Here is a 22703-nt window from a genome sequence, read left to right as displayed (position 1 = left end):
TCTCAGGGGGATGCAGTGTTTTTTTAAGGGTCAAGTTCAGCTTCTGAAGCATCCGAAACATTGTCGTTATGCTGACTCGAACCCCAACTGCTTCGTCTAACAGATCACACAGTTCGCTCAAGGTGGCATCATTATTTGTCTCAACTAAGCCACTCAACACAGCCAGATGCTCAGCACTGAGTTTGCTGGGGGTTTGTTCTGTTCGCTGCTTCGGACGGATAGTCCCGGTCTCTCGATATTGCTTCGTTAGTTTGCGTACAAAGCTGTATGCTACATGAAACTGTTCGGCTAGCTTGCGTTGAGAGGTCTTCCCGTCTATGTATCTCTCAACTATTTTTCTCCGCAAGTCTTCAGAATATGGGCGCACGTTTATCTAGATTAACAGTGGATTCCTATATCTTACCTCGCCAGCCCTACTAGGCTGAAAAACGCTATATAAGTTGAATTGCTTGAAAGGTTTCTTAGACAATGCTTTTGCAAATATTTATTATGAACTATTCATTTGCATCTCTATTCGGACTGCTATAGTTGCGACTTGGGCTGTTCAAATCATTCAGGGTTGACCTACTTTGGGCTGGCTGGGTGGAATGGCCTCAATCGTAATCAGCGATTCCATCACGGTTTTAACAATGGGGGCAGCGACGGTGGAACCAAAGGCATTGTCCCCCTTGGGTTCATCAATCACCGCCACCACCACATACCGGGGGGCATTGATCGGGAGAATGCCGACAAAGCTGGTGATTTTTCCCATTCCTTGGTATCCCCCCGTCGGGTTTGCTTTCTGAGCCGTGCCAGTTTTGCCGCCAATTCGATAGCCTTTGATGCTGGCGGCTTTGCCAGTGCCCTGACTGACAACCGCTTCCATCATCTGTAAGACCGCCTGGGTGGATCGTGGTGAAAGTACCTGTCGGGGGGGCGGTAAGATGGGTTGTTTCCCAACGGGTTGTCCCTGGGAGTTGAGAATGCCCTTAACCACATGGGGGGTGACGAGTTTGCCACCGTTCGCCAGCATTCCATGCAATTGCACCAGTTGAATCGGAGTCAGGGAAAAGCCCTGACCAAAGGCCGCTGTAGCCGGTTCAATCACATGCTCTACAAAATCTGCTTTGGGCTTCAGGTGACTGGCGGTGGTAAAGGGCAGATCAATGGCGACGGATTGCCCCAGCCCAATGCGCTCTAACCAGGCATAATAGTCGGCTGGTTTGAGGTGTTCCATGATGTGAACCATGCCGACATTGCTGGAGTATTCCAGAACCTCCGTGACAGTGATGGCTCCCCGGCCACCACGGGTGGTGTAGTCGAAGTTTTCCACGGGCCAGCCCCCGACGGTAATCTGTCCCTGGTCATAGAAGGTACTGGTGGGGGAAATCACCCCAGCTTCGAGGGCGATCGCTACATTAATGGGCTTGAAGGTCGATCCCGGCTCATAAAGATCACTTAAGGCCCAGTTCTTAAACAGGGAGATATCAGCCTTGTAGTACTCGTTAGGGTTATAGGTCGGCTCACTCACCAGGGTCAGCAACGACCCATCCCTGGCATCCATGACGATCACCGTGCCCCGTTTGGCGTTGTACTTCAAGATCTGCTTGCGGAGGGTCTCACGGGCGATGCGTTGGAGTCGGCTATCCAGGGTCAATTGCAGACTTAAATCATCGGCCCACAAGAAGTCCTGGGGGATCTGATTCGGCATCACCGCCCCTGCCCCCGTCCGACTGACTTGAATGCTAGGGGCGGTGTATTCCAGAGCCGCCTTCTGACTCAGCTCTAAACCAGCCTGACCTTTATATTCTTTATTGACAAAGCCGACAATTTCAGCAAATAAATCCTGCTGGGGATAAAACCGCTCCTGGGATTGAATCAGTTCGAGTCCATCCAGCCGGAGATCCCGAATTTGATCCCGAACTTCTTCCCGGAGGGACTGCTGGACAGGAATCCCGCTGGGAGCGGTGCCGAAGAGTTTCACCAGACTGGGAATCGGCTGGTTGATCAGGGGAGAGAGTTGAGTGGCGATCGCCTCCGGTGACTCCTTAAACAGCGTCGGATGGGCGTAAAGGGTATACACCGGTCGATCCAGTGCCAATACATCCCCATTGCGATCGGTAATCGGGCGGCGGGGTGCAAAGGGGTGAAAGCGAAACTGTTGCTGTTCGACGGCCTTGGCGTGTAAAAACGCGGCTTGGGTAAATTGCAGGTGATAAAGCTTCGCGATCAGTCCCAAGCCAGACAGGATCATAAATATCCCGATCAGCACCAAGCGAAATCGAGAGGGTGCCACCTGGCGACGGATTTGCCGCCGCTGAGCGGGTGGGGTTTGAAAGGGTCGTTGCGGGGGGGTCGGCACGCTTCATGGAGGGCTGTGATCGGCGACTGGACTTAACCCCACGACGATGGGCAGCGGGGAAGGAACGACTCCGGCGGGGTATGTCAAATCTTCGAGTATCCATCACAGCAGTCTGCTAGCTAGCAATCATCAGCAGCTCTGTCAACACACTATAGTGCAGTTTTGCAGCCTCTCAGTCCTGACTGGTAAATTGGCGATGGGTTCCCTGGGGGTTGCCTCAGGGGGGTGGGGAGGATTGCGCTTGGAGGAGTTGGGCGTTGAGAAACACCAGTAATTCTTCTAAAGTAGATAAATCCTGGAAATCCAGGCGATGGCTGATATCAATTCCAAACTCTTGATAGAAGTCTTCACACAGCCTCATTGACCAGTCGAACCAGCAAACCAGGGTCAGATGCAGAGTGGTCTCTAGGTGATCGCTGGGTAACAGCCGGGTGGTCTCTAAACCCGAGTATTCCCCCAACTGTCTGGAAACAAAGTCAGCCACAGGGGCGCTAATGCCACGGGGCAACCAGAATTCTTCGATCCATTGGGGCAGCGATCGCCCTGGCCGTTGCTGTAATCTGCGATTCACCACCTGACGCAGTTGCAGATCGGGGCTTAGGGCTTCATAGGTGCTGAGGCTGCATCCGATATTTTTGAGGGTTTTCCACATGCTCAGGGCGCGGGGAAGTGTTCAACCACGCTTCCAGTGTTCCCCAGAACTGGGGAATACTCACGCTCAACGGTTTCCATCCAGGACATGACCGCTGTTCCCTTTGCCCCACCAATCCAACCATTTTCCAGGGCCATCTGGCAGGGATGCTACTCCGAGGGGATTGAAATTTCAGAGAATGGAGGTAAGGAGACTCGAACTCCTGACTTCCTGCGTGCAAAGCAGGCGCTCTACCAACTGAGCTATACCCCCACAAAACGTAAGAGACTAGAGATCACGAAAACATCCTACCCTGTGTTGCCAAACCTATGAGTGCGGTTGTAGCCACCTTCTACAAGTTTGTCAGACTGGCTGACTTTGCTGAGAAACAGCAGCCCCTCCTCACCTTTTGCCAAGAGCAGGCTGTGAAAGGCACTATCTTGCTGGCGGCGGAAGGCATCAACGGCACCATTTGGGGGACTCCCCAGGCGGTGACAGCGGTCTTAGACTGGTTACGCAGCGATCTGCGGCTCCATGACCTCGTGCCTAAAATTGCCAACTGCCAAGTTTCCGCCTTTGAGCGGATGAAGGTGCGGTTAAAGCAGGAAATTGTCACCCTGGGAATACCGGAGGTTGATCCTAGCCACCAGGTAGGCACCTATGTCAGCCCCCAAAACTGGAACGACCTGATCACTGACCCAGACGTGACGGTCATTGATACTCGCAATGACTATGAAGTTAACATTGGCAGTTTTGAAGGCGCGATTGATCCCCAGACCCAGTCTTTTCGAGACTTCCCGGAATATGTCCGGCATCACCTCGATCCGGCAATCCATCTCAAGGTCGCTCTTTTCTGTACCGGGGGCATTCGCTGCGAAAAAGCTACAGCCTGGATGCTGGAAGCAGGCTTCAAGGAGGTATATCACTTACAGGGGGGCATTCTCAAGTACTTGGAAGAGGTGCCAGCCGCAGAAAGTCTCTGGCAAGGAGAGTGCTTTGTCTTCGATCAGCGGGTGGCGGTGCAACAGGGGCTGAAACTGGGAAGCCATCAGATCTGCCGTCGTTGTGGACGTCCGATCGCGCAGCCAGATCCAATCTCAGAAACTGATGCAGCGACAATTTCCTGTCCCCATTGCGAGGTAAGGGTGACTCCGCAGCCGCCTGCCTGTCAATCAGTTCGCCAACCACAGTATCCTTAAGGTTAAGATGCCCCTGGAGAGACCTGCTTGCAGTGACTGATCCCCTTCCTGATCGTTCCGAGATGGAGCCATTGACCCGCACCCAGATTTTGCTGGCGATGGGATTTACCGCCTTGGTCTTGCTCGCCGCAGCCAAGTTATGGATGTACTTTGGGTCTGTGGATTTGATGACCTGGAATTGGCGCGGGAGCGCCTTCCCCCGTAGGATTGGGGATCGGCAGTGCGATCGCAGCCATGAGCGCCTTGGTCTATCAGGTGTGGCCGACCTATCGTCGCAGTGCCGATTTTTATCTTGAGTTGGTGATTAAACCCCTGGCCTGGCCGGACTTATTATGGCTAGGCTTATTGCCGGGGATCAGTGAAGAACTGCTGTTTCGGGGGGTGATGCTCCCAGCCCTGGGCTTGAGTACCGCCGGATTAATTGTCTCCAGTCTGTGTTTTGGCATTTCCCACCTCAGCAACTTCAGACAGTGGCCCTATGCCGTATGGGCGACAACCATTGGCCTGATGTTGGGCTACAGCACCTTGGCAACCCACAATCTCTTGGTGCCGATTACTGCCCACGTCTTGACCAACCTGATCTCGGGGATCTTCTGGAAACTGCGGTTTCAGCAACAACATCCGGATTAAGGCATCGTCGCCGCTAGGGCGATCGCGGGGGGGAAGATTCGATGCTCCTGGACTTGAATCCGAGCTTGAAGACTGGCCACTGTATCTCCTGGCAGAATTGGCACCGCTGCCTGCATCAGAATCGCTCCACTATCAACCTCCGGCACCACGCGATGCACCGTACAGCCCGTAATCTTCACCCCAGCAGCGAGAGCTTGCTCAACGGCTCGTACCCCCTTAAAGCTGGGGAGCAAGCTGGGATGAATATTCAACACTTGGTTCGGGAAGGCGGCCAATAAAATCGGAGTCACAACCCGCATCCACCCGGCCATCACCACCCAGTCCACCTCATAGGTTTCCAAGGTTTGAACGATTTCCCGATCCAGAGCTTCCCGGTGGGGAAACCGACGGTGATTGAGCAAGACAGTTGGAATTTGCCATTTTTCAGCCCGTACTGCAACCTTGGCATCGGGGTTGTTGTAAATCAAAACTTGGATCTGAGCATTGAGGGTGTCATCGGCAATGGCCTGGGCGATCGCGGCAAAATTGCTGCCACTCCCGGAGGCCAGTACCCCCAGTCGCAGGGGGGAGGGTAAGGCTGGAATCTCTGGCGGGGGTGAGATTAAATAGGGGTTCACATCCGGGTTGACATCGCCCTGCAAGGGATAATCAGTCATGAACTTCAGAGGTAAAAGAATGCCTAAACTCCATCCTAAGCAGTGGTTGGGGCCGGATGGAATCACTGCCTGGATCTTCTTGTCGCCAGCATTGGTCTTCCTGGGTATCTTTGTCCTCTGGCCGATGGCCTATTTGTGCTACCTCAGCTTCACGACGGGCAGTTTTACCCGTGGGGGCACTACCTGGGTCGGACTGAGAAATTACTGGCGGTTGTTCCTGAGTCCCGATTTCTGGCAGGTTCTCGGCAACACGGCTTATTTCACCCTGGCTACCGTGATCCCCAGCTTGGTGCTACCCCTGGGGTTATCGGTGCTGCTCAACCGCACCATGGCTTTGCGGGGGCTGCTGAGAACGGCCTATTTTATTCCCTCTGTAACCTCCCTGGTGGCTGTGGGTCTGGGATTTCGCTGGCTGTTTCAGACGGAAGGCCCCCTCAACTCCCTGATCGGGAGCATCGGGCTAGCTCCAATTCCCTGGTTGGGCAGCACCACCTGGGCGATGCCAGTGTTGATTTTGCTCAGCACTTGGAAGCAACTGGGCTTTAACCTCGTAGTGTTCCTCGCCGGACTCCAAGCGATTCCCACCAGTCGCTATGAAGCCGCCGAACTAGATGGTGCCAATGGCTGGCAGCAGTTTTGGCACATCACCCTACCAGGACTGCGACCGACCTTGATCTTTGCCACGGTCACCACCACCATCTTTACCCTGCGGAGTTTTGAGCAAGTCTATGTGATTACCGGCGGCGGCCCCCTGAACTCCACCAATCTCTTGGTGTATTACATTTATGACCAAGCCTTTGCCCAGTTTGATTTTGGCTACGCCGCCGCCGCAACGGTGATGCTGTTGCTCATGACCCTGATCCTGGTGTTCTGGCAATTGCGGATCTCCCCAGATCCGCCCACCCGGTAAGCAGTCCTCAGGAGGAAATTGCCAGCTCTTGAATCGTGTCTGGGGAAGAGGGACGGGTCAGCAAGTGGCTGGAGACCATCCTGTCTAGTTCCCCCTGGAGACTCTCTGATCCCCGAAAGCTATCAAAGCGATAGAGCACTTGCCCGCCCTCAAACAGGAGCATGGTGGGTAAGGTAGCCAAACGGTACTGATTCGCAAGTTTAAAATTCTCATCGGCATTGATGCTGACGAGCTTCAGGGACTCGCCCCACTCAGCCTGGAGGCGTGCCAGCAGGGGATCAACGCGGCGACAGATCCCACACCAGGGTGCCCAAAAATTGACTAAAACTAAGGTCGGAGATTCTAAAACTTCTTGTGTAAAAGTCTGCTGATTGACCGACAACGCCATGATTCCTCAATTTTGTTAAATTCTTTTGGGATCATGCTACCAGGCAACACTGGCAGTTGCACGCATTAAAAGCGGGTGCGCCCACCCTAAAAGGCCAATAAACAGGAATACCCCCAGGTAGGAAGGGCGAAGAAACTCTTGCCAGACAAAGGTTTGCCGACCTTGAAACAGCGCCAAAAACGGCAGAATTGAGGTGCGGGATCTCAGGGTTTCAAAGGATTTTCCATAACGGGCTTGCAGACGGCGATCGCCATGCCAGACCCCAAAGAGATGGTGCAGGATCAACCCCAGGGAGGTCAGCACCATGAAGGTGGAGCCAATCCAGAGGGTATGGGCCAAACACCAGATCACCTGACCCACCATTTGGGGGTGACGGCTAATGCGAATGATCCCGGTTTCGTAGAGGTGAACCTCCGGTTTCTGAATCGCGGCAATTTCCAGCAGGTTGAAGGTCGCCGGATAGAGAAACAAAAAGGAAATGGCTGACAACACCCACACCGTGGGTTTGATCCCAGGCAGACCCTGAACTTGCCAGAGCTGGAGGCCATCATAGCGATGGTTAAAGAAATAAATCACCAACACCGTGGCCAGGGGGAGGCTGACCAGGGCAAAGCAGAGGCGATAGAGGCGGGGGCCAATCCGTTGTTCTGCCCAGGGTCGGAGGGCCGCCAGACCACTATGGGCGATCGCAAAACTCAGGAGCAATCCCGCCATAATTCCATGGCTAGGAGTCAACCACGGGGGGGAAGATTTCAGCGGCTATCATCACCAGACAGGAGCGGAGGTGGGCAAAAATATTGTCGCACTCAAACCATGCCCCCGATGGGAGGAAGCTCCAGGGATTGCTAGTAGACTGCCTCCGGGGGCCATGGCGTTGCGGCTGCCAATCCCTGGGAACCTGGGAAGTCTTTACACTGAGGGTAAATCCTCTCACCTGTTCAGTTGGGCCAGCCGTGTCGCATCCACCTCCTTCTGAGTCTTCTGAGCCAGCATCACCCTCTGAGGCATCCACCGTCGATGGCCTATTAATCGTGGGGGTGGGAGCTTCGGCGGGGGGGTCTGGAGGCATTCATTGAGTTATTGCAGCACCTCCCCCCGGATACCGGCATGGCCCTGGTGCTGATTCAGCACCTCGACCCCAAGCACCACAGCTTGCTGAGGGAAATTCTGGCGACTAAAACCCAGATGCAGGTTCAGGAAGCTCAGGATACAGCAGTGATCGAGCCGAATTGCATCTATGTGATTCCTCCCAACAGGGTGATGAGCATCCGCTACGGCTGCCTGCATCTGGTGCCCCGTGACCTGAAACAAAAGCAACATCGGCCGATTGATACCTTCCTGTTCTCCCTAGCGGCGGATCGGGGCAGTCAGGCGATCGCCGTGATTCTCTCCGGTGCCGATGCCGATGGCGCTTTGGGATTGCAGGCGGTCAAGGAGGCGGGGGGTAATTACCTTTGCGGAGGATGCTGTCTCTTCCAAGTTCACTGAGATGCCGACTCGGGCGATCGCCACGGGGCAGGTGGATTTTGTCCTCTCACCGGCGGAAATTGCCGCTGAGTTGGTGCGGCTGAGTCAGCATCCCTATCTGCGCACCGCTGCGCCTCTCCCCGCCGCAGCCAAACGGGAAGACAGTCAGGAGCACGATCTCACCCAGATTTATCGGCTGCTGCGTCAGGTGACCGGGGTTGACTTCACCCATTACAAACCCACCACCATCCAGCGCCGACTGTTGCGGCGGATGGCCCTGCACCAACTGCAACAGCTCCAGGACTATAGGCGCTATCTGGAAGAACATGGGGCTGAAGTCGCAGCCCTCTACCAAGACATTTTGATCAATGTCACCAGCTTTTTTCGAGACCCCAGTTGCTTTGCAGCCCTGAAGCAGCAGGTGTTTCCGACCCTGATGGCGCAGCGATCCCCCGATGCCCCAATTCGCATCTGGGTACCGGGATGTTCGACGGGACAGGAAGCCTACTCCATCGCCATCAGTCTCTTGGAGTTTTTGGGGGATACCTTCCCCCGACCTGAAATTCAGATTTTTGCCACGGATGTCAATGAGGTGGCGATCGCCCAGGCTCGCATCGGTGCCTACGGCAGCAATCTGATGCAGACTGTGACACCGGAACAGTTAAGCCGCTTTTTTGTGCCGATCAAGGGAGGGTATAAAATCACCAAGGCCGTGCGGGAACTCTGTATCTTTGCCCGCCAGAATTTAATTAGCGATCCGCCCTTCTCTCGGTTAGATTTAATTAGCTGTCGCAATGTCTTGATCTATCTCAATGCGGCGGTGCAGAAGCGGATTATCCCCAGCTTCCACTATGGATTAATGCCCACGGGGTTTCTGATGTTGGGCACGTCAGAAAGTATCGGCAATTTTATTGATCTCTTCACCGTCGTCGATAAAAAACACAAGATTTATCTACGCAGACCAACCCCCGCCCACCTGATGGTGGATTTTACCACCCGTCTTGATTCTGCCCAGCACCCAGACCCCCGGCAGCCACCTATGGATGAAAATATCGATAGCGACCTAGCGTTACTCCAAGAGGCCGATCGCTTAGTCTTAAGCCGTTATGCCCCAGCGGGTGTGGTGATCAATCGAGATCTAGAGATTGTGCAATTTCGCGGTCAAACCAGCCCCTATCTAGAGCCGGTTGCTGGCAAGGCCAGTCTCAATATTTTGAAAATGGTGCGTCAGGAACTACTGCTAGAATTGCGCACTGCCATTCATCAGGCCAGAACGCAGAATGCGGCAGTTAAAAAAAGAGGGGCTGCAATTGGTTGACCCCCATCAGCGACGGCGGATCAGCTTTGAGGTGATGCCGTTTCAGGTGCCGACAGCCATGGCAACGGAGGACTATTGTTTGGTGCTATTTACCGAGATCTCCCCTGCTTTGCCTCTAGTCAATCCCCCCGAGCCTAGTTCAGCGGCGACACCCCCATCCTCTGAGGAGATCACCCGACTTCAGCAGGAGTTAACGACCACGCGCCAATATTTGCAAGCCATCATTGAGGAGCAGGAGGCCACCAATCAGGATCTCAAGGTTGCCAATGAGGAAATCCTCTCCAGCAATGAAGAGCTACAAAGCACCAATGAGGAGCTGCAAACCGCCAAGGAAGAAATTCAGGCAACCAATGAAGAACTCAACACCATTAATGAGGAGCTACATAACCGCAATCTAGAATTACACCTGGTCAACAATGACCTGCAAAATCTCCTCACTGGGGTGAATATTCCCGTCCTAATTTTAGGCAGTGATCTCCGCATCCGTCGGTTCACACCGATGGCAGAAAAATTATTTAACTTAATTTCCACCGATGTGGGTCGACCCTTCAAAGATATCCGTGCCAATATTGATCTCCCCAACTTAGAAGCCCTGATTGCCGAGATGATTGATACCCTCAGCATTCAGGAACAGGAACTACAAGACGAATCGGGTCACTGGTATTTATTGCGAATTCGTCCCTATAAAACTACGGAAAATCGGATTGAGGGGGCGGTGATTGTGCTGGTAGATATTGATGACAGTAAACAAAGTTTGAGATTATTAGCAGCTGCCCGAGATTATGCCGAGGCAATTGTTGAAACGGTGCGACATCCCCTGATTGTTTTAGATGGTGATTTTCGGATTCAAACAACAAATCAAGCATTCTATAAATTGTTTAAATTACTGCCCCAGGAGGTAGAAAATCAGTTATTGTTTGAGTTGGGGGAGGGGGAATGGGAAATTCCCCAATTGCGATCGCTGCTGGAGGATATTTTGCCCCACAATACCCACTTTGAAGACTTTGAAGTTCACCATGGGTTTGAGCAAATTGGCACCAAAACTCTGTTGCTCAATGCCTGTCAGGTTGTCAACGCGGGAGATCTAATTTTGTTGGCGATCGAAGATGTAACTGAGCGGTAATCGGGCTGTATCTGTCTAAGGACAATCCATCATGGCTGAAATCTCGCCTCAAATATTAGCGGTTTTTCAGCGGGCGTTATCTTTACGCGAACGGGCGCAGGAGTCCCCTGTTCGCAATGATTTGTTGGATGCAGCACTGAAAGAGCTGTATGACGTTTTAGAAGAATTACAGGTTGCCGAAGAAGATCTTTACCACCGCAATCAAGAGCTAACCAACGCCTTTCAGGAAGTCATATCGCAACGCCAGCGCTATCAAGATCTGTTTGATCTCACCCCCCATGGCTACGTGGTCACCGATGCTCAAGGGAAGATTCTGGAGGCCAATCGGGCGATCGCCACCCTGCTGGCATCTCCCAGGGCGTTTCTGATCGATAAGCCCTTGAGTATTTTCATTGCCCCCGACGATCGTCAAGCCTTCTCGCTGCAACTGGGGCAACTACAAAACCTCAAACGTATCGAAGCCTGGGAAATTCAAATCTGTCCGGTGCAACAATCGCCCTTGCCGGCGGTGCTCACGGTTGAGACAACACGAGATCCCAGCGGCAGCATCACCTGCCTGCGCTGGTTGATTCAGGATGGGCGGGAACGGCAGCAATTTAAAAAACTGCTGGTGGAACAGAATACCCAACTGGAGCAGCAGGCACTACAGCGAACCGAGGAGTTGCAGCGGGCCTTGGAGTTTGAAACTGGCTTGAAGCGGATTACCGATAAAGTCCGTGACAGCCTGGATGAAGCTGAAATTTTACAAATCGTCGTCGAGGAAATTGCCACCAGGTTGAAACTGGATGACTGTAGTGCCTTCCTCCTTGACTTGGACGCAGAAACCGCCACCCTTCGCTACCAGTTCGCCGCTGCCCAGGATCATATCTACTCCCTAGGAGATATTGTCGAGATCGCCAACAATCGTGAGTTATACACTCAAATCTCCCAGGGATACTCGTTCCAGTTTTGTACCTGGTCAGGGGAGCAAGGGCAGTCCCAGAGAACCATTCTCTTCAGTAGCATTTTTGATGATCAGGGAACCCTCGGCTACCTGCAACTGACGCAACTATACAGCCGGGTCTTTAACCATCAAGAGATTCGCCTCGTGCAGCAAGTTGCTAGTCAGTGCGCGATCGCCCTCCGACAAGCCCGCTTTGTTCACACCATCCAACAGCAGATCAGACAATTAGAAATCCTGAATCACCTCAAAGACGACTTCTTGAGCACGGTTTCCCATGAGTTACGCTCCCCCCTCACCAGCATTAAATTGTCGATTCGAATGCTAGAGATCGCCCTGAAACAGTCAGGGGTATTGACGACTGAACCCCATCCGATCAACAACTACTTCGAGATCCTAAAAACCGAGTGTGACCGGGAGATTCTGTTAGTCAACAATCTCCTCGATATGGCACGCCTAGAGGCTGAGAAGGCTCAACTCTTCCTGACCACTGTTGAGCTGCAAACTTGGGTGCCAACGATCGCTAAAGGCTTTAGGGAACGGTGTCAGCTGCAACAGCAACAACTGTGTATCGAAATTCCCCCTGACCTGCCCCCCTTGACAACGGACGTTACGGAGTTGGAGCAGATTCTCAGGGAACTGCTGCACAATGCCTGTAAATATACCCCTGCCCATGGGCGTATCAGCGTCACCGCCCAAAGCACCGCTGGCAGCATTGCACTCATTGTCAGCAATACCGGGGTGGAAATTCCCTTGTCAGAACGCGATCGCATCTTTGAACGGTTTTATCGCATTCCTCACTCCGATCCTTGGAAGCATGGTGGCACGGGGCTGGGTCTGGCACTGGTCAGGAAGCGGGTTGAATACATTGGGGCAACCATTGAGGTTCAGGGGCAGCCGGGACAGACAAGCTTCCAGATTTCATTTCCTCCCTATCCCCCCTATGGCGATCCGGTAAGCCCCCAAACCGAGTCCGACCTCGCTTAAACACCTGGAGTCAGGGTTTCTGCTAAAAGCTCCAGTGTCCGAGATAAAAGCTCGAATGCCCGAGAAAAAAGCTCGAATGTCCGAGATAAAAGCTCCAGTGTCCGAGATAAAAGCTCGAATGTTCGAGATAAAAGCTCGAATGTTCGAGAAAAAAGCTTGAATGCCCGAGGTAAAAGGTCGAATCGTCCTATTCTGAGCAGCAAGTTTCTCTCCTTGATCCGGAAACACCAAGGTTTGAAACTGATCCCCCGTGGGAAGACGACCGCGATCGCGTACCATCTTCACAGGAGATCTTCGACCTAGGAATGCTTTTTCATCGTTAGGCTTGACTTGTGAATCAAACTCCCCCCTTTACCGCCTTTGCATCCCGGACGCTCCGCCTCGTGGGCATTCTGTTGATCCTGACCTCACTGCTGAACTTTGTGATTCTGCTGGTGCCCTTGAACCTACAAGATCCCCAGTGGCAGCTCAATGTCACCATTCAACTCGTGGATCGGGGCATCACACCCTTGGTGGGGCTGGCCTTTCTGGTGGCTGGATTCTGGATCGAAAGCTTCTTGGGTAAACCCCAGGGCGATGGACAAAGACCACTCTCCGTGCATAGTGCCGCTTCCCTCGATCTGAGGTTTTTAGCCTTTTGGCTGTCCAGTGTTCTCGGGGTCGTCTTTCTGCTGCTGATTGTCCTACTCTTCAGTACAGCTGGGGCAGTCAATGAGCAGGCACTTACCCAAATTAATCAGGAAGCAACCCAGGCTCAGGCACAGTTGGCAACCCGCTTAACAGCCGAGGTGGGGCAGCAGCGATCGAAAATTGAAGGGCTGTTAAAACGATCCAGTCCTCCTGAATGCCGCCATTAAGAGTGGGCAAATCAAGGAAGATCAGGCTGTGCTGCTGCAACGATTCAAAGCCGATCCCAAGGCCCTGGATGCTTATCTGACCCAACAAACCCAGACGATTCAGACAAAAATTCAAGAGCAGATCAAGACCCGCCAGCAACAGGCTGAGCAGCAGGCAAATCTGGAAGCCTGGAAGACCAAGCTCCGCACTAGCATTAGTAGCCTATTTCTGGCCATTGGCTACATCTTGATTGGCTGGACGGGGCTGAAATGGGTAGGGTCTGAAGGGCGCAGCTCCAAGAGCAGTTGACCATCGCCCCGACCGTCACCTCGGGGCGTAAAGAATGTTTAGCCGCCACTAGCCTTTGCTGGGTATCCCAATTGCTTAAGAATTTGGACAATCTTCTGGGTGTGTTCCCCCTGGATCTCAATCTCCTGATCCTTCAGCGTTCCCCCGGCTCCGCACTGGGTTTTTAGTTGTTTCAAGAGGGTTTCCAGGGTTGCTTCATTGGTCTGGAAGCCTCGAATAATGGTGACAGTTTTACCTTTGCGACCCTTGCGACTGGCCTCTACCCTAATCTTTTGTTCACCCACTGGCCGCTCCGGCTGACCCCGCTCCAGCGCCGCTGAGTTGTCGGAGTTGCCAAACTCCCGATAGACAAAACGTTGGGTGGGGGACGCTTGGGGATCTGGAACAGACGGTTGCCGAGGTTGCATGATTGACCACCAGTGTGAAATCACAGTATAAATAAGCTGAAAATTCTAGGACTCTAGACTTTGCGACGGGTTAAAAACCAGGTTAGAAAAGACTCATCCACTATGGAACTACGAATTATGTTAAAACGACTTACCAACCCCTTGGGTATCCTGACAATGATTGCAGGTCTTGGGGGTACCCTGGCGATCGCCACCCCCGCCGAAGCATCCTTCACCGTCTGTAACAAGGACACGATGAAAGCCTTCGTCTCCATAGCATATTACAGTCGCAGCCCCGACACCTTTATTTCAGAGGGGTGGTGGCATGTCGACCCCGGTAAGTGCGCCACCGTCATTGCTGGCGAACTCAAGAACAAATACTACTTTGTCTACGGGCACGACGGCAAAAATGGTGAATGGGCTGGTAGCAAGCAATTCTGTGTTTCTAGTGAAGAGTACACCCTGGCGGATGCAGACAAAAAATGCACCGGCAAGGACGAGCGCTGGGAGAAATTTATCCCGGTGGATACCGGAGATGCTCCAAACTTTACCTTTAACCTTCGACCCTAAGCCACTCAGTAGGTAGCTAGAATTAAGTCGAACATAGAGATAGAGATTGATAACAGAACCCCCTCTAGTCCCCCTTGGCTCTAGCGTACCGACACGGCAGCGAGGGCTAGAGGGGTTCTTGCTTATAGGGGTGAGGCAGCCTCCCAGAATCGGCCTTTGACAGCCTGAAAATCTTCTTAGCTGCCTGACCCTCACTATATAATGGGGGCTGTTCCGTCATTGGATGCCGCACCTGTGACCCTGACTCCGCTTCCGATTCCCCAACCGCAGCCCCTCCACTCTTCCCCAGCCCAGCCCGATGCCCTCGGACGTTTCGGTCAGTTTGGGGGCAAGTACGTGCCGGAAACCCTGATGCCAGCGTTGAGTGAGCTGGAAGCAGCTTATCAGCGGTATCAGATTGATCCAGAATTTCAGCAGCAATTACAGGGGCTGCTGCGGGACTATGTCGGTCGCCCCACGCCCCTTTACTTCGCTGAACGACTCAGCGATCGCTACCGACGGGCTGATGGCACTGGGCCTCAGATTTACTTAAAGCGAGAAGATCTGAACCATACCGGCGCTCATAAGATCAACAATGCCCTGGGTCAGGTGTTGTTAGCCAAACGCATGGGCAAACAACGCATCATTGCCGAGACCGGAGCAGGGCAGCATGGCGTTGCCACCGCCACCGTCTGTGCTCGTTTTGGGTTGGAGTGCCAGATTTACATGGGTGTCCATGATATGGAGCGGCAAGCCCTGAATGTGTTTCGGATGCGCCTAATGGGGGCGGAGGTACGTCCGGTTACCGCTGGGACGGGAACCCTGAAAGATGCCACTTCTGAAGCGATTCGGGACTGGGTTACCCATGTGGAAACCACCCACTATATTTTAGGTTCCGTTGCGGGGCCCCATCCCTACCCCATGATTGTGCGAGATTTTCAAGCCATCATCGGCCAGGAAACCCGCAGTCAATGTCAAACCCTCTGGGGCGGCCTGCCGGATATTCTGCTGGCCTGTATCGGGGGTGGTTCCAATGCCATGGGACTGTTTCACGAGTTTGTGCAGGAGCCAAGTGTGCGTCTGATTGGCGTTGAAGCCGCTGGTTCGGGCATTGAGACGGGTAAGCACGCCGCCACCCTCACCCAGGGACGGGTGGGAGTCCTCCATGGAGCTATGAGCTACCTGCTACAGGACAGCGAAGGGCAGGTGATTGAAGCCCACTCCATCAGTGCCGGATTGGACTACCCAGGGGTGGGACCTGAGCATAGTTATCTCAAGGATCTGGGACGGGCTGATTACTACAGCGTCACCGATCAGGAGGCATTGGCGGGATTTCAACGGTTGTCAAGGCTGGAAGGAATTATTCCTGCCCTGGAAACCGCCCATGCGATCGCCTACCTGGAAACACTCTGCCCTCAACTGACGGGTAGCCCACGGATTGTGCTCAATTGTTCCGGTCGAGGCGACAAGGATGTGCAGACGGTTGCCAAATACTTGGGCGATGGGATGAATGCTTGAGATTGCCTCCCTCTGATCCGCAAAAAATCACCTAGCGGTAAAAGCTAGGTGATTCTTAACGAGCATTAGACTGTACTTAGGAATTCAGTCGCAAGATGCCTAGAGCAGGCAAACTGGGGTCTTGTTAGCATTCAAGAAGATCTTGCCAGTAACCTTGTTGATGGTGACTGGAATCTGAGTGCCATCTTCGGCAATGCGGTAGAGGTTGGGCTTCTGAGCCACGCACTCTCTCATTTGCTCAACCCAAGCCAGAATTGACTTGGAGTATTGTTCTTGGAAGGGGGGCAGATCATCCAAGTTCATCTTGCCATCGCGGGTGTAGTCGGCGAAGGAAACAATCTTGAAGGTATCAGTGATGGGGGTATCACTGGTAATCGTGGCATTGCTGCTGACCTGAATGTTCCAGGGCAAGGTGAAATACTTGGGGAACAACGGGGGGGAACCTTGGCGATTTCCAAGGGCTTGCCCGCATGGGTGGTGATACTTTCAAACTCAGCCGTGGTGGTCTGGAGTTTGGGGGCTTCTTGAGCCAATGTTAGGGTTGGTAAACTAGCTACTGCGATCGCTGCAGCAGGTAACAAACCAATCAATCTTGTAAGCTTCATGACTCCTCATCCAAATTTGCTTCATAAATTGACGTGCTTCGGATTCCAGGATACTTGCTTAGCTTCTAAACGGCAATAGGGGAGGCTCAGCTTTTCATGACGATTGATGATGGAGTCGGTTCCAAATGACACATCTGTGATGGCGGCGGTCGGTTCTGCTAGGCGTTGTAGGGGGTCTAGCCCATTGCTGTCCGTCGGCTACACAATGTCATCAAAGCTACTCAATTATGACGCTCACACATCACTTCGTAATGGGTTGGGGGCTAGCTGGTTCTACCCACGCCACCGCATAGGAAGTGTCCGCGTTGGGGTGATGGGGTCAAACTGCCACTCATCAGTCTCCCAGATTTCGGTATTCTGGGAACAGGCCGTCCCCTTGTTCGGAGCACCTGTGATGATCGCTGCCTGCTGAGATTCCTGCCATAGCAATACCTCAATCAATGAGTTACAGCTTCTTGGTTAGAATTCACAAGCTAAAAGTCAGAATCCCAAAACCCTTCGGGATTTGACTCCCGGATGCTTCAGCCAGAATATACCGCATATGACTGAGAAGCACTGTCTGATCGATAAAAATCTTGTATTAAGAATAATATTCATAAAATTATCGATCCTGAATGGATGTGTCTCTGTAAGCTAGTTGACTGACAAAATATTACCCCTCATTCCCCAACCCCTTCTCCCACAAGGGGCGAAGGGGAGTCAGAATTTCAATTGAAATTCAAAGTCCCTCTCCCGCTCTGGGAGAGGGATTTAGGGTGAGGGCGATTAACTTTTGTCAGTCAACCAGCTCTGTAAGAGTTCTACGTCAGACGCATCTTTAAAAATGTTTGAGACTAAGATGAGGGATAAGCAGTATTGGTTCAAACTGACTTATCTAACTTGCAAGAGGTTGATTGCATGGGTCAGGTGAATCTGAAGCGACTGATCAAAAAAGAGTTGTCGCCTCTCCTCGATCCACTCCTGAGGGCGATGGAGTCCAGCGTCGGTATCTATGATATTGAAGGTACTTTATTGTTGGGATCTGCCATTGGATCTGCCAATGAGATCTATCCGGTTCAGGGGGTGGATGAAGCCATTGGCTGGGTGAAGGGGGATGGGAAAGCGGCGGTTTTGGCTCAGGTCTTGTCACTGCTGGTTGCCCAATCCCTCGAGAAAAAGAGTCTGGCAACGGAGGTACTGGATCGATATCGTGAAGTCAACCTGCTCTATAGCATTGCCGAAAAGTTAACGACTTGCCGGGAAGTCAAAGCCGTAGCCCAATTGGCATTAGAAGAAGCTCAACGGTTGATACATGCAACGGGAGCGGCTCTGATGCTCACCTGTGCTCAATCTAAGCAGTTGGAAATGCTGCTGTATCTAGGCTCACAATCGGACTACCCGGCTGCCATCCCATTGGGGAAGGGCATTGTTGGCTATGTAGCTCAAACAGGAAAGGCCGAAATTGTCAATGATGTCTGGAAAGATCCGCGCTATCAGGGACAGGAGTGGCCCCAACGCTCTTTGATGTGCGCGCCTTTGAAAGCACAGGATCGGATCATCGGTGTAATCATTATTTTTAATGCGGAGCGTGTAGATTATACGGCAGCCGATCTGAAACTCTTAACCGCGATCGCCCTGCAATCAACCCCTGCGATCGAGGGTGCGATTTTCCACGAAGCTAAAATGGAAGCGGCTCGTCAACGGGAAGAAAAACTCAAAGACCAACTGAATCAACTCCGAATCGAAATTGATGAAGCGAAGCGGGCTCGTCAAGTTGCAGAAATCACAGACACCGACTTCTTCCAAGCCCTTCAACAGAAAGCTAGACTCCAGCGCGATCGCCAAAATCAGCCTTAATTTTTATTTTCTAGAGTCCCAGAACCTGGATCGCCTTTTCCATCACTTCATCCGGATCAAAAGGCTTGGTCATGTAGAGGTTTGCTCCAGCATTTGAACCTTTCTGTTTATCAAATTCTTGACCCTTCGCAGTCAGCATAATAATATACACGTTCTGAGTCTCCACCTCTTTTCTTACGGCTTCACAGACATCAAACCCATTCATTTTGGGCATCATCACATCCAGAAATACCAAATCAGGTATTTCACTCTGAATTAATTCCAGGGCATCTTCACCATTCGTTGCGGTGATCAGTTCTACATCTTGATCTTCTAGATCCTCAAGGGTTTGTTCTAGCAACATCCGAATGTGAGGTTCATCATCAACAATAAGAATTTTTTTGGACATAGAGTTAAAAACTATACCGGTAAGGACTAGGAAGTTGTCTGGGATCAGGGGCAATGACAAGACGGAGTCATTCAACCCAATGCTGTTTCAAGAACCAGATAAAAGTAACCCAATGGCAGCTTTGTTGAGGATCGGCACTGTCTTGATTGAGTGCAGCCTCGATCCACTGATGACTACTGCTCCCATGGATGGCAAGACCCCCACTCATGAAATCAATGGAAGTTGATCCATGCTCACCCTGGGTGACTCCAACTTAAAATCTAGCACTTGCTTTCCCCAACGTTTCGTTTTTAATGCTGGATATTTCCATCAGTGACTACCCAGACTGCTCAGAGGCAAGATCCTGGACGCTGGGATCCACTACCAGAATCAAGAAAATATGTTCCAATCCTTTTTCCAGCCTCAGGGACTGCACCGCCGCTGACTGCTCCCAAAACTGGGTATTGGCAATCACGGTATCCGGTTGCGTGGCCAGAGCCTTCTCTAGAAAGTCTTGTTCGTTGGCTGCCTGCACAACCGTAAACCCCTTGGCTTGCAAGACATCTACCAAGGTTTTGACTGTCAGTTCATCCTGGTTTACCACCAGCACTTTCCGCCGGGATGCCCCCTGGGCGACGAGCATCTTCACATTCCGCAACAGTAATTCGGCGTTGATTGGCTTCGTCAGATAGGCATCCACTCCCAGACCAAAGCCCCGTGCCTGATCTTCCACAATCGACAGAATAATGATTGGGATGCCCATGGTTTGCGGATCGTTTTTCAACACTGCTGCGACATCAAAGCCATTCATGTCGGGCATCATCACATCCAGGATCACGAGATGGGGGGCGCACCTTCTTCACCAGGGTGAGGGCTTCCCGACCGTTGGTTGCCTCCTCTACCCGGTATCCCTCTACTTCCAGGGTTTGCCGCAACAATTCGCGGATAGCGGCTTCGTCATCCACCACCAGCACGGTTTTTTGGCTGGGATCCAGGGCAGGGTCACTGGTCGGCAACTGGTCGTTGAGGTGTTTGAGCAGAGTGGGGAGGTCAATCTGGCGCACTTGGCCATTGGGTTCGGCGGCCAAGGGCAACGTAAAGGAAAAGGTGCTGCCTTCTCCTAGTTTGCTTTCGACCCAGATTCTACCCCCGTGGTGCTCGACAATTTGTTTGCAGATCGGCAGTCCTAGCCCTGTACCCATGGGCTTTTCAGTTAGGGTATCTCCCACCTGTTTGAATTTTTCGAAGACTTTATCGTGGTCTTCCGGTGCAATGCCGCCGCCCGTATCGATAATGCTGACGAGAATTTCATGGCCAAAGTGGCGGGCTTGACAGGTGACGGAACCCTGATCGGTAAATTTGATGGCGTTGGAGATCAGATTGATCACGACTTGGATTAACCGATCGCGATCGCCGATCAGGGTGGGGAGTCCCGGTTCCAATTCTTGGTATAAGGCTAGTTGTTTCGTTTGAGATAGGGCTGAGGTAGCTGAAATCGCCCGCTCAATGATCTCGGAAATTTGCAGCGGTTCTGACTTCCAGTCCACCTTGCCCGATTCAATCTTGGCAATGTCGAGGACATCGTTAATCAGGGTGGTCAGGCGAATGCCCTCCGCAAGGATGATGTCAATGTTGTCATTAACTTGACGAATGGTGCGTTGCAGCTTTTTATCATTGACGGGCAGTGCTGGCGTCACTGTTTCGTCCAGCTTTTTCTTGATGATTTTGGTAAAACCCAACACCGATGTCAAGGGGGTACGGAGTTCGTGGGACACGGTAGAAATGAAATCAGTTTTCATCTGATCGACCTCTTTTTCCGTGGTGATATCCCGAATCAGCACCACGGAGCCAATCGACTGACAACTGCCGCCTTCACTACTATGACTGCCAATGTCCTTTAATACGGCAGTGGCAACCGCTTTACCAATTTGCCCGTTAGCAAGGGCAATTTCGGCGGTGAACATTTCGTTGGGTATCAGGCGAGTCTTCTCTACCAGGTGGGTGACATCCTGGCTGAAGATTTCCTGGCAAGTACGGTTTGTCAGATCCAAATCGCCTAAATCAAACAGTTGCAGAAGAGCTGGGTTAAAGCGGGTAATGGTGTTATCTAAATCGGTGACCAACAGACCATCTGCTAAGTTATCAATAATCGCGGTTAGATTGGCAAGGGTGTCCTGCAATTGAACGCTAGTTTCCTGGAGTCGGCGGTTGAGGCGGGCTTCCTGGAGGGCACGTTCACGGGGTTTTTTCAAACTGCTGCATCTGGCGCAGGGTGGCCAGGGTAGCCAAGATGATCAGCCCTCCGACGACGGTGGCCAGTAGGTTTAGAGGGATCAGCTTGCGCTCCAGATTAAACTGGGGGATCACCAATGCCAGGGACCACTTGGCATTGGTAAGGGGGGTATAGGCAATGTAAACCCACTGCCCATCCAGTTGCATTAACGCTACCCCCTCCTCGTGGTTCACCATCTTCTGAGTGATGCTAGAAAGAGTGGGGTTAGGGGAGTCGAGAAAACTATTGAGTCCAGAGAGAAAATGTTCATTGGGGTGGGCGATAGGTACGCCCTTGGAGTCCAGGGCAAAGGCATAACTCTCCTCTCCTAGTTGGGTATTGGAGACCACCTCAGTGACATGGGAAACGGGGATATTCCCTGCCAGATTCCCCACGACTCGGGGCTTTTGCAAGGGATCGCTCGGCAGGTGATAGAATGCTAAACTCTTTCGGCGCGGTTCCAAACGATCTTCGGGGAACTTGTGGTAATTAGCTGGCGGAAAACTCCAGATGGGGGTAGAGATGTTGATCTGGCGTTTGCCAGTCGTGCGTGAGATCACCATATCCGAGACGCTGGCTACCCCCTTCATGGCCAGTTGAAAGTAGGCCCGATCGCGGAGGTTTTTCCCCTTCGCAAAGCCAATGCGGGTGGTGTAGTAGGTGCCATTTGGATTCACCAGGATCAACATCCAGAAATCCCTTAGCCGATCTTGCTCCAGTTGGAGGTAGGGGGCAGCTACGTCCCATTTCATCGATCTCACTTGGGGTGTACTAGCAATGGTTTGGATTTCACTCATTCGCCCCGCTAACCAGGTATCAATCTTCTCGCTGGAACTCCGCACAGTCAGGATTGCTCTTTCTCGAAGGGAGTCCAGAATGAGGCCACGAATCACCCAATAGCTGGCAAAGGCGATCGCTCCGACGGTCAACACCGAACTACCAATGAGCAGTAAGGAAAGGTTTTTTTTCCGGGTTTCAAACAGGAGCGTGGTGGATCTCGGTCGCCAGAGTCGTGCAATCATCATGGATTTTTCTCTCAATCAATAAATCTCAATTAACTGAATGAATGGGGTTATCTCAGGACATCAAGATCGGGGGAATGGGTTGTTGGTTGCAACAGAATTGAGTAGGAAAAATAGGGTTGATTCTGATCAAAAATCTGAAATTTTACATGAATAGAAATGATAGATTTGAGGGGTATTCGGCGAATTTCCTGCTCTAGATGACTTAGGATGATATCTAAATCAAAGAAGGGCTGCTGTTGATGCTGGGTCAGAATTATCAGGCTCTGATCCTGGAGAAAATAACGGAATTGCAGTGCGATCGCCGGATCATTGACCTTGGAGTATAAGGAGTGTTGGAGGAGTTGATGGATCGATTCTAAATGGTGGGAAGGCAACTGGATATTATGCTCAATAGCCGATAGCTCAATGA

General features: G+C 52.2%; 26 protein-coding genes, 1 tRNA gene and 1 pseudogene. 12 read left to right on the top strand and 16 right to left on the bottom strand.

The window, feature by feature from the left end:
• The 5 genes from DO97_RS30325 to DO97_RS15050 form a co-directional block, all read right to left on the bottom strand.
• Window positions 1–367 (bottom strand): helix-turn-helix domain-containing protein (locus tag DO97_RS30325; protein WP_036534940.1); only part of this gene is annotated, 367 nt, incomplete at its 3' end.
• 186 nt (window positions 368–553) lie between these two features.
• Window positions 554–2341 (bottom strand): peptidoglycan D,D-transpeptidase FtsI family protein, encoded by a 1788-nt coding sequence (locus DO97_RS15060; RefSeq protein ID WP_239651775.1) that lies wholly within the window; start codon window positions 2339–2341, stop codon window positions 554–556.
• A 217-nt stretch (window positions 2342–2558) separates the two neighbouring features.
• Window positions 2559–2993 (bottom strand): hypothetical protein, encoded by a 435-nt coding sequence (locus DO97_RS15055; protein ID WP_036534937.1) that lies wholly within the window; start codon window positions 2991–2993, stop codon window positions 2559–2561.
• A 2-nt stretch (window positions 2994–2995) separates the two neighbouring features.
• Window positions 2996–3130 (bottom strand): hypothetical protein, encoded by a 135-nt coding sequence (locus DO97_RS27815; protein WP_275575043.1) that lies wholly within the window; start codon window positions 3128–3130, stop codon window positions 2996–2998.
• Between the two features lie 42 nt (window positions 3131–3172).
• Window positions 3173–3245, bottom strand: a tRNA-Ala gene (locus DO97_RS15050).
• A gap of 56 nt (window positions 3246–3301) precedes the next feature.
• Between DO97_RS15050 and trhO the strand changes: the two genes are divergently transcribed.
• Both trhO and DO97_RS15040 read left to right on the top strand, forming a co-directional pair.
• Window positions 3302–4171: an oxygen-dependent tRNA uridine(34) hydroxylase TrhO gene (trhO, locus tag DO97_RS15045; protein ID WP_036534936.1), complete on the top strand. Its 870-nt coding sequence runs from the start codon at window positions 3302–3304 to the stop codon at window positions 4169–4171.
• Window positions 4172–4203: 32 nt separating this feature from the next.
• A pseudogene (locus DO97_RS15040) lies at window positions 4204–4801 on the top strand (lysostaphin resistance A-like protein).
• Here the strand turns inward: DO97_RS15040 and purN are convergent.
• Entirely contained in the window at window positions 4798–5457 is a 660-nt protein-coding gene (gene purN / locus DO97_RS15035; RefSeq protein WP_036534934.1) for a phosphoribosylglycinamide formyltransferase, read from the bottom strand. The pseudogene DO97_RS15040 and the gene purN overlap by 4 nt on opposite strands.
• A 19-nt stretch (window positions 5458–5476) precedes the next feature.
• Here purN and DO97_RS15030 point away from each other — a divergent pair, with 19 nt between their 5' ends.
• A complete protein-coding gene (locus tag DO97_RS15030) occupies window positions 5477–6367 on the top strand; it encodes a carbohydrate ABC transporter permease (protein WP_036534933.1) in 891 nt (296 codons plus the stop codon).
• Window positions 6368–6374: 7 nt separating this feature from the next.
• Here DO97_RS15030 and DO97_RS15025 read toward each other — a convergent pair whose 3' ends face one another.
• The 3 genes from DO97_RS15025 to DO97_RS21290 are packed head-to-tail and all read right to left on the bottom strand — an operon-like array spanning window position 6375 to window position 7824.
• Complete coding sequence (locus DO97_RS15025; RefSeq protein WP_036534931.1) at window positions 6375–6755, bottom strand: thioredoxin family protein; 381 nt, start codon at window positions 6753–6755, stop codon at window positions 6375–6377.
• A 36-nt stretch (window positions 6756–6791) separates the two neighbouring features.
• On the bottom strand, window positions 6792–7469 hold the full coding sequence (locus tag DO97_RS15020; RefSeq protein ID WP_052128797.1) for an NnrU family protein: 678 nt from the start codon (window positions 7467–7469) through the stop codon (window positions 6792–6794).
• A gap of 10 nt (window positions 7470–7479) precedes the next feature.
• Entirely contained in the window at window positions 7480–7824 is a 345-nt protein-coding gene (locus DO97_RS21290) for a hypothetical protein (protein ID WP_052128796.1), read from the bottom strand.
• Between the two features lie 11 nt (window positions 7825–7835).
• On the opposite strand from DO97_RS21290, the gene DO97_RS21285 reads away from it, so the two are divergent.
• From DO97_RS21285 to DO97_RS27805, 6 genes are all read left to right on the top strand, one after another.
• The gene (locus tag DO97_RS21285; protein ID WP_052128795.1) at window positions 7836–8243 is read left to right on the top strand and encodes a chemotaxis protein CheB; all 408 of its coding nucleotides are present in this window, start codon (window positions 7836–7838) and stop codon (window positions 8241–8243) included.
• A 1-nt stretch (window position 8244) separates the two neighbouring features.
• On the top strand, window positions 8245–9540 hold the full coding sequence (locus DO97_RS21280; protein ID WP_052128794.1) for a CheR family methyltransferase: 1296 nt from the start codon (window positions 8245–8247) through the stop codon (window positions 9538–9540).
• A complete protein-coding gene (locus tag DO97_RS21275; RefSeq protein ID WP_162183009.1) occupies window positions 9533–10663 on the top strand; it encodes a PAS domain-containing protein in 1131 nt (376 codons plus the stop codon). Before DO97_RS21280 ends, DO97_RS21275 begins: the two co-directional genes overlap by 8 nt.
• Window positions 10664–10694: 31 nt before the next feature.
• The gene (locus DO97_RS15010; RefSeq protein WP_052128792.1) at window positions 10695–12590 is read left to right on the top strand and encodes a sensor histidine kinase; all 1896 of its coding nucleotides are present in this window, start codon (window positions 10695–10697) and stop codon (window positions 12588–12590) included.
• A gap of 332 nt (window positions 12591–12922) precedes the next feature.
• Window positions 12923–13447 carry an HpsJ family protein gene (locus DO97_RS27810; protein WP_052128791.1) on the top strand — a complete coding sequence of 175 codons (525 nt, stop codon included), beginning with the start codon at window positions 12923–12925 and terminating at the stop codon, window positions 13445–13447.
• A gap of 28 nt (window positions 13448–13475) precedes the next feature.
• The gene (locus DO97_RS27805; protein ID WP_052128790.1) at window positions 13476–13736 is read left to right on the top strand and encodes an HpsJ family protein; all 261 of its coding nucleotides are present in this window, start codon (window positions 13476–13478) and stop codon (window positions 13734–13736) included.
• A 38-nt stretch (window positions 13737–13774) separates the two neighbouring features.
• Here DO97_RS27805 and DO97_RS15000 read toward each other — a convergent pair whose 3' ends face one another.
• Window positions 13775–14143 (bottom strand): translation initiation factor, encoded by a 369-nt coding sequence (locus DO97_RS15000; protein WP_036534926.1) that lies wholly within the window; start codon window positions 14141–14143, stop codon window positions 13775–13777.
• 102 nt (window positions 14144–14245) lie between these two features.
• On the opposite strand from DO97_RS15000, the gene DO97_RS14995 reads away from it, so the two are divergent.
• Both DO97_RS14995 and trpB read left to right on the top strand, forming a co-directional pair.
• The gene (locus DO97_RS14995; RefSeq protein ID WP_081980773.1) at window positions 14246–14692 is read left to right on the top strand and encodes a DUF1036 domain-containing protein; all 447 of its coding nucleotides are present in this window, start codon (window positions 14246–14248) and stop codon (window positions 14690–14692) included.
• Window positions 14693–14926: 234 nt separating this feature from the next.
• Window positions 14927–16189: a tryptophan synthase subunit beta gene (gene trpB / locus DO97_RS14990; RefSeq protein WP_036534945.1), complete on the top strand. Its 1263-nt coding sequence runs from the start codon at window positions 14927–14929 to the stop codon at window positions 16187–16189.
• A gap of 99 nt (window positions 16190–16288) precedes the next feature.
• On the opposite strand, the gene DO97_RS14985 is transcribed toward trpB, so the two are convergent.
• The gene (locus tag DO97_RS14985) at window positions 16289–16600 is read right to left on the bottom strand and encodes a hypothetical protein (RefSeq protein WP_156120601.1); all 312 of its coding nucleotides are present in this window, start codon (window positions 16598–16600) and stop codon (window positions 16289–16291) included.
• 1091 nt (window positions 16601–17691) lie between these two features.
• On the opposite strand from DO97_RS14985, the gene DO97_RS14980 reads away from it, so the two are divergent.
• Window positions 17692–18630: a GAF domain-containing protein gene (locus tag DO97_RS14980; protein ID WP_156120600.1), complete on the top strand. Its 939-nt coding sequence runs from the start codon at window positions 17692–17694 to the stop codon at window positions 18628–18630.
• Between the two features lie 10 nt (window positions 18631–18640).
• Here the strand turns inward: DO97_RS14980 and DO97_RS14975 are convergent, their stop codons facing one another.
• The 5 genes from DO97_RS14975 to DO97_RS24470 all read right to left on the bottom strand — a co-directional run.
• A complete protein-coding gene (locus tag DO97_RS14975) occupies window positions 18641–19018 on the bottom strand; it encodes a response regulator transcription factor (RefSeq protein ID WP_036534922.1) in 378 nt (125 codons plus the stop codon).
• A gap of 316 nt (window positions 19019–19334) precedes the next feature.
• Entirely contained in the window at window positions 19335–19820 is a 486-nt protein-coding gene (locus DO97_RS27800; protein ID WP_072016462.1) for a PleD family two-component system response regulator, read from the bottom strand.
• Window positions 19795–21249 carry an ATP-binding response regulator gene (locus DO97_RS14970; RefSeq protein ID WP_052128786.1) on the bottom strand — a complete coding sequence of 485 codons (1455 nt, stop codon included), beginning with the start codon at window positions 21247–21249 and terminating at the stop codon, window positions 19795–19797. The genes DO97_RS27800 and DO97_RS14970 overlap by 26 nt, the downstream gene beginning before the upstream one ends.
• A complete protein-coding gene (locus DO97_RS14965) occupies window positions 21233–22294 on the bottom strand; it encodes a PDC sensor domain-containing protein (RefSeq protein WP_036534919.1) in 1062 nt (353 codons plus the stop codon). The genes DO97_RS14970 and DO97_RS14965 overlap by 17 nt, the downstream gene beginning before the upstream one ends.
• A gap of 47 nt (window positions 22295–22341) precedes the next feature.
• On the bottom strand, window positions 22342–22703 hold a 362-nt coding region (locus tag DO97_RS24470; RefSeq protein WP_036534916.1), incomplete at its 5' end, for a hypothetical protein.

This window comes from Neosynechococcus sphagnicola sy1 (assembly GCF_000775285.1).
GTDB classification, from domain to species: domain Bacteria; phylum Cyanobacteriota; class Cyanobacteriia; order Neosynechococcales; family Neosynechococcaceae; genus Neosynechococcus; species Neosynechococcus sphagnicola.
This window is presented reverse-complemented; position numbering and strand designations above follow the sequence as displayed.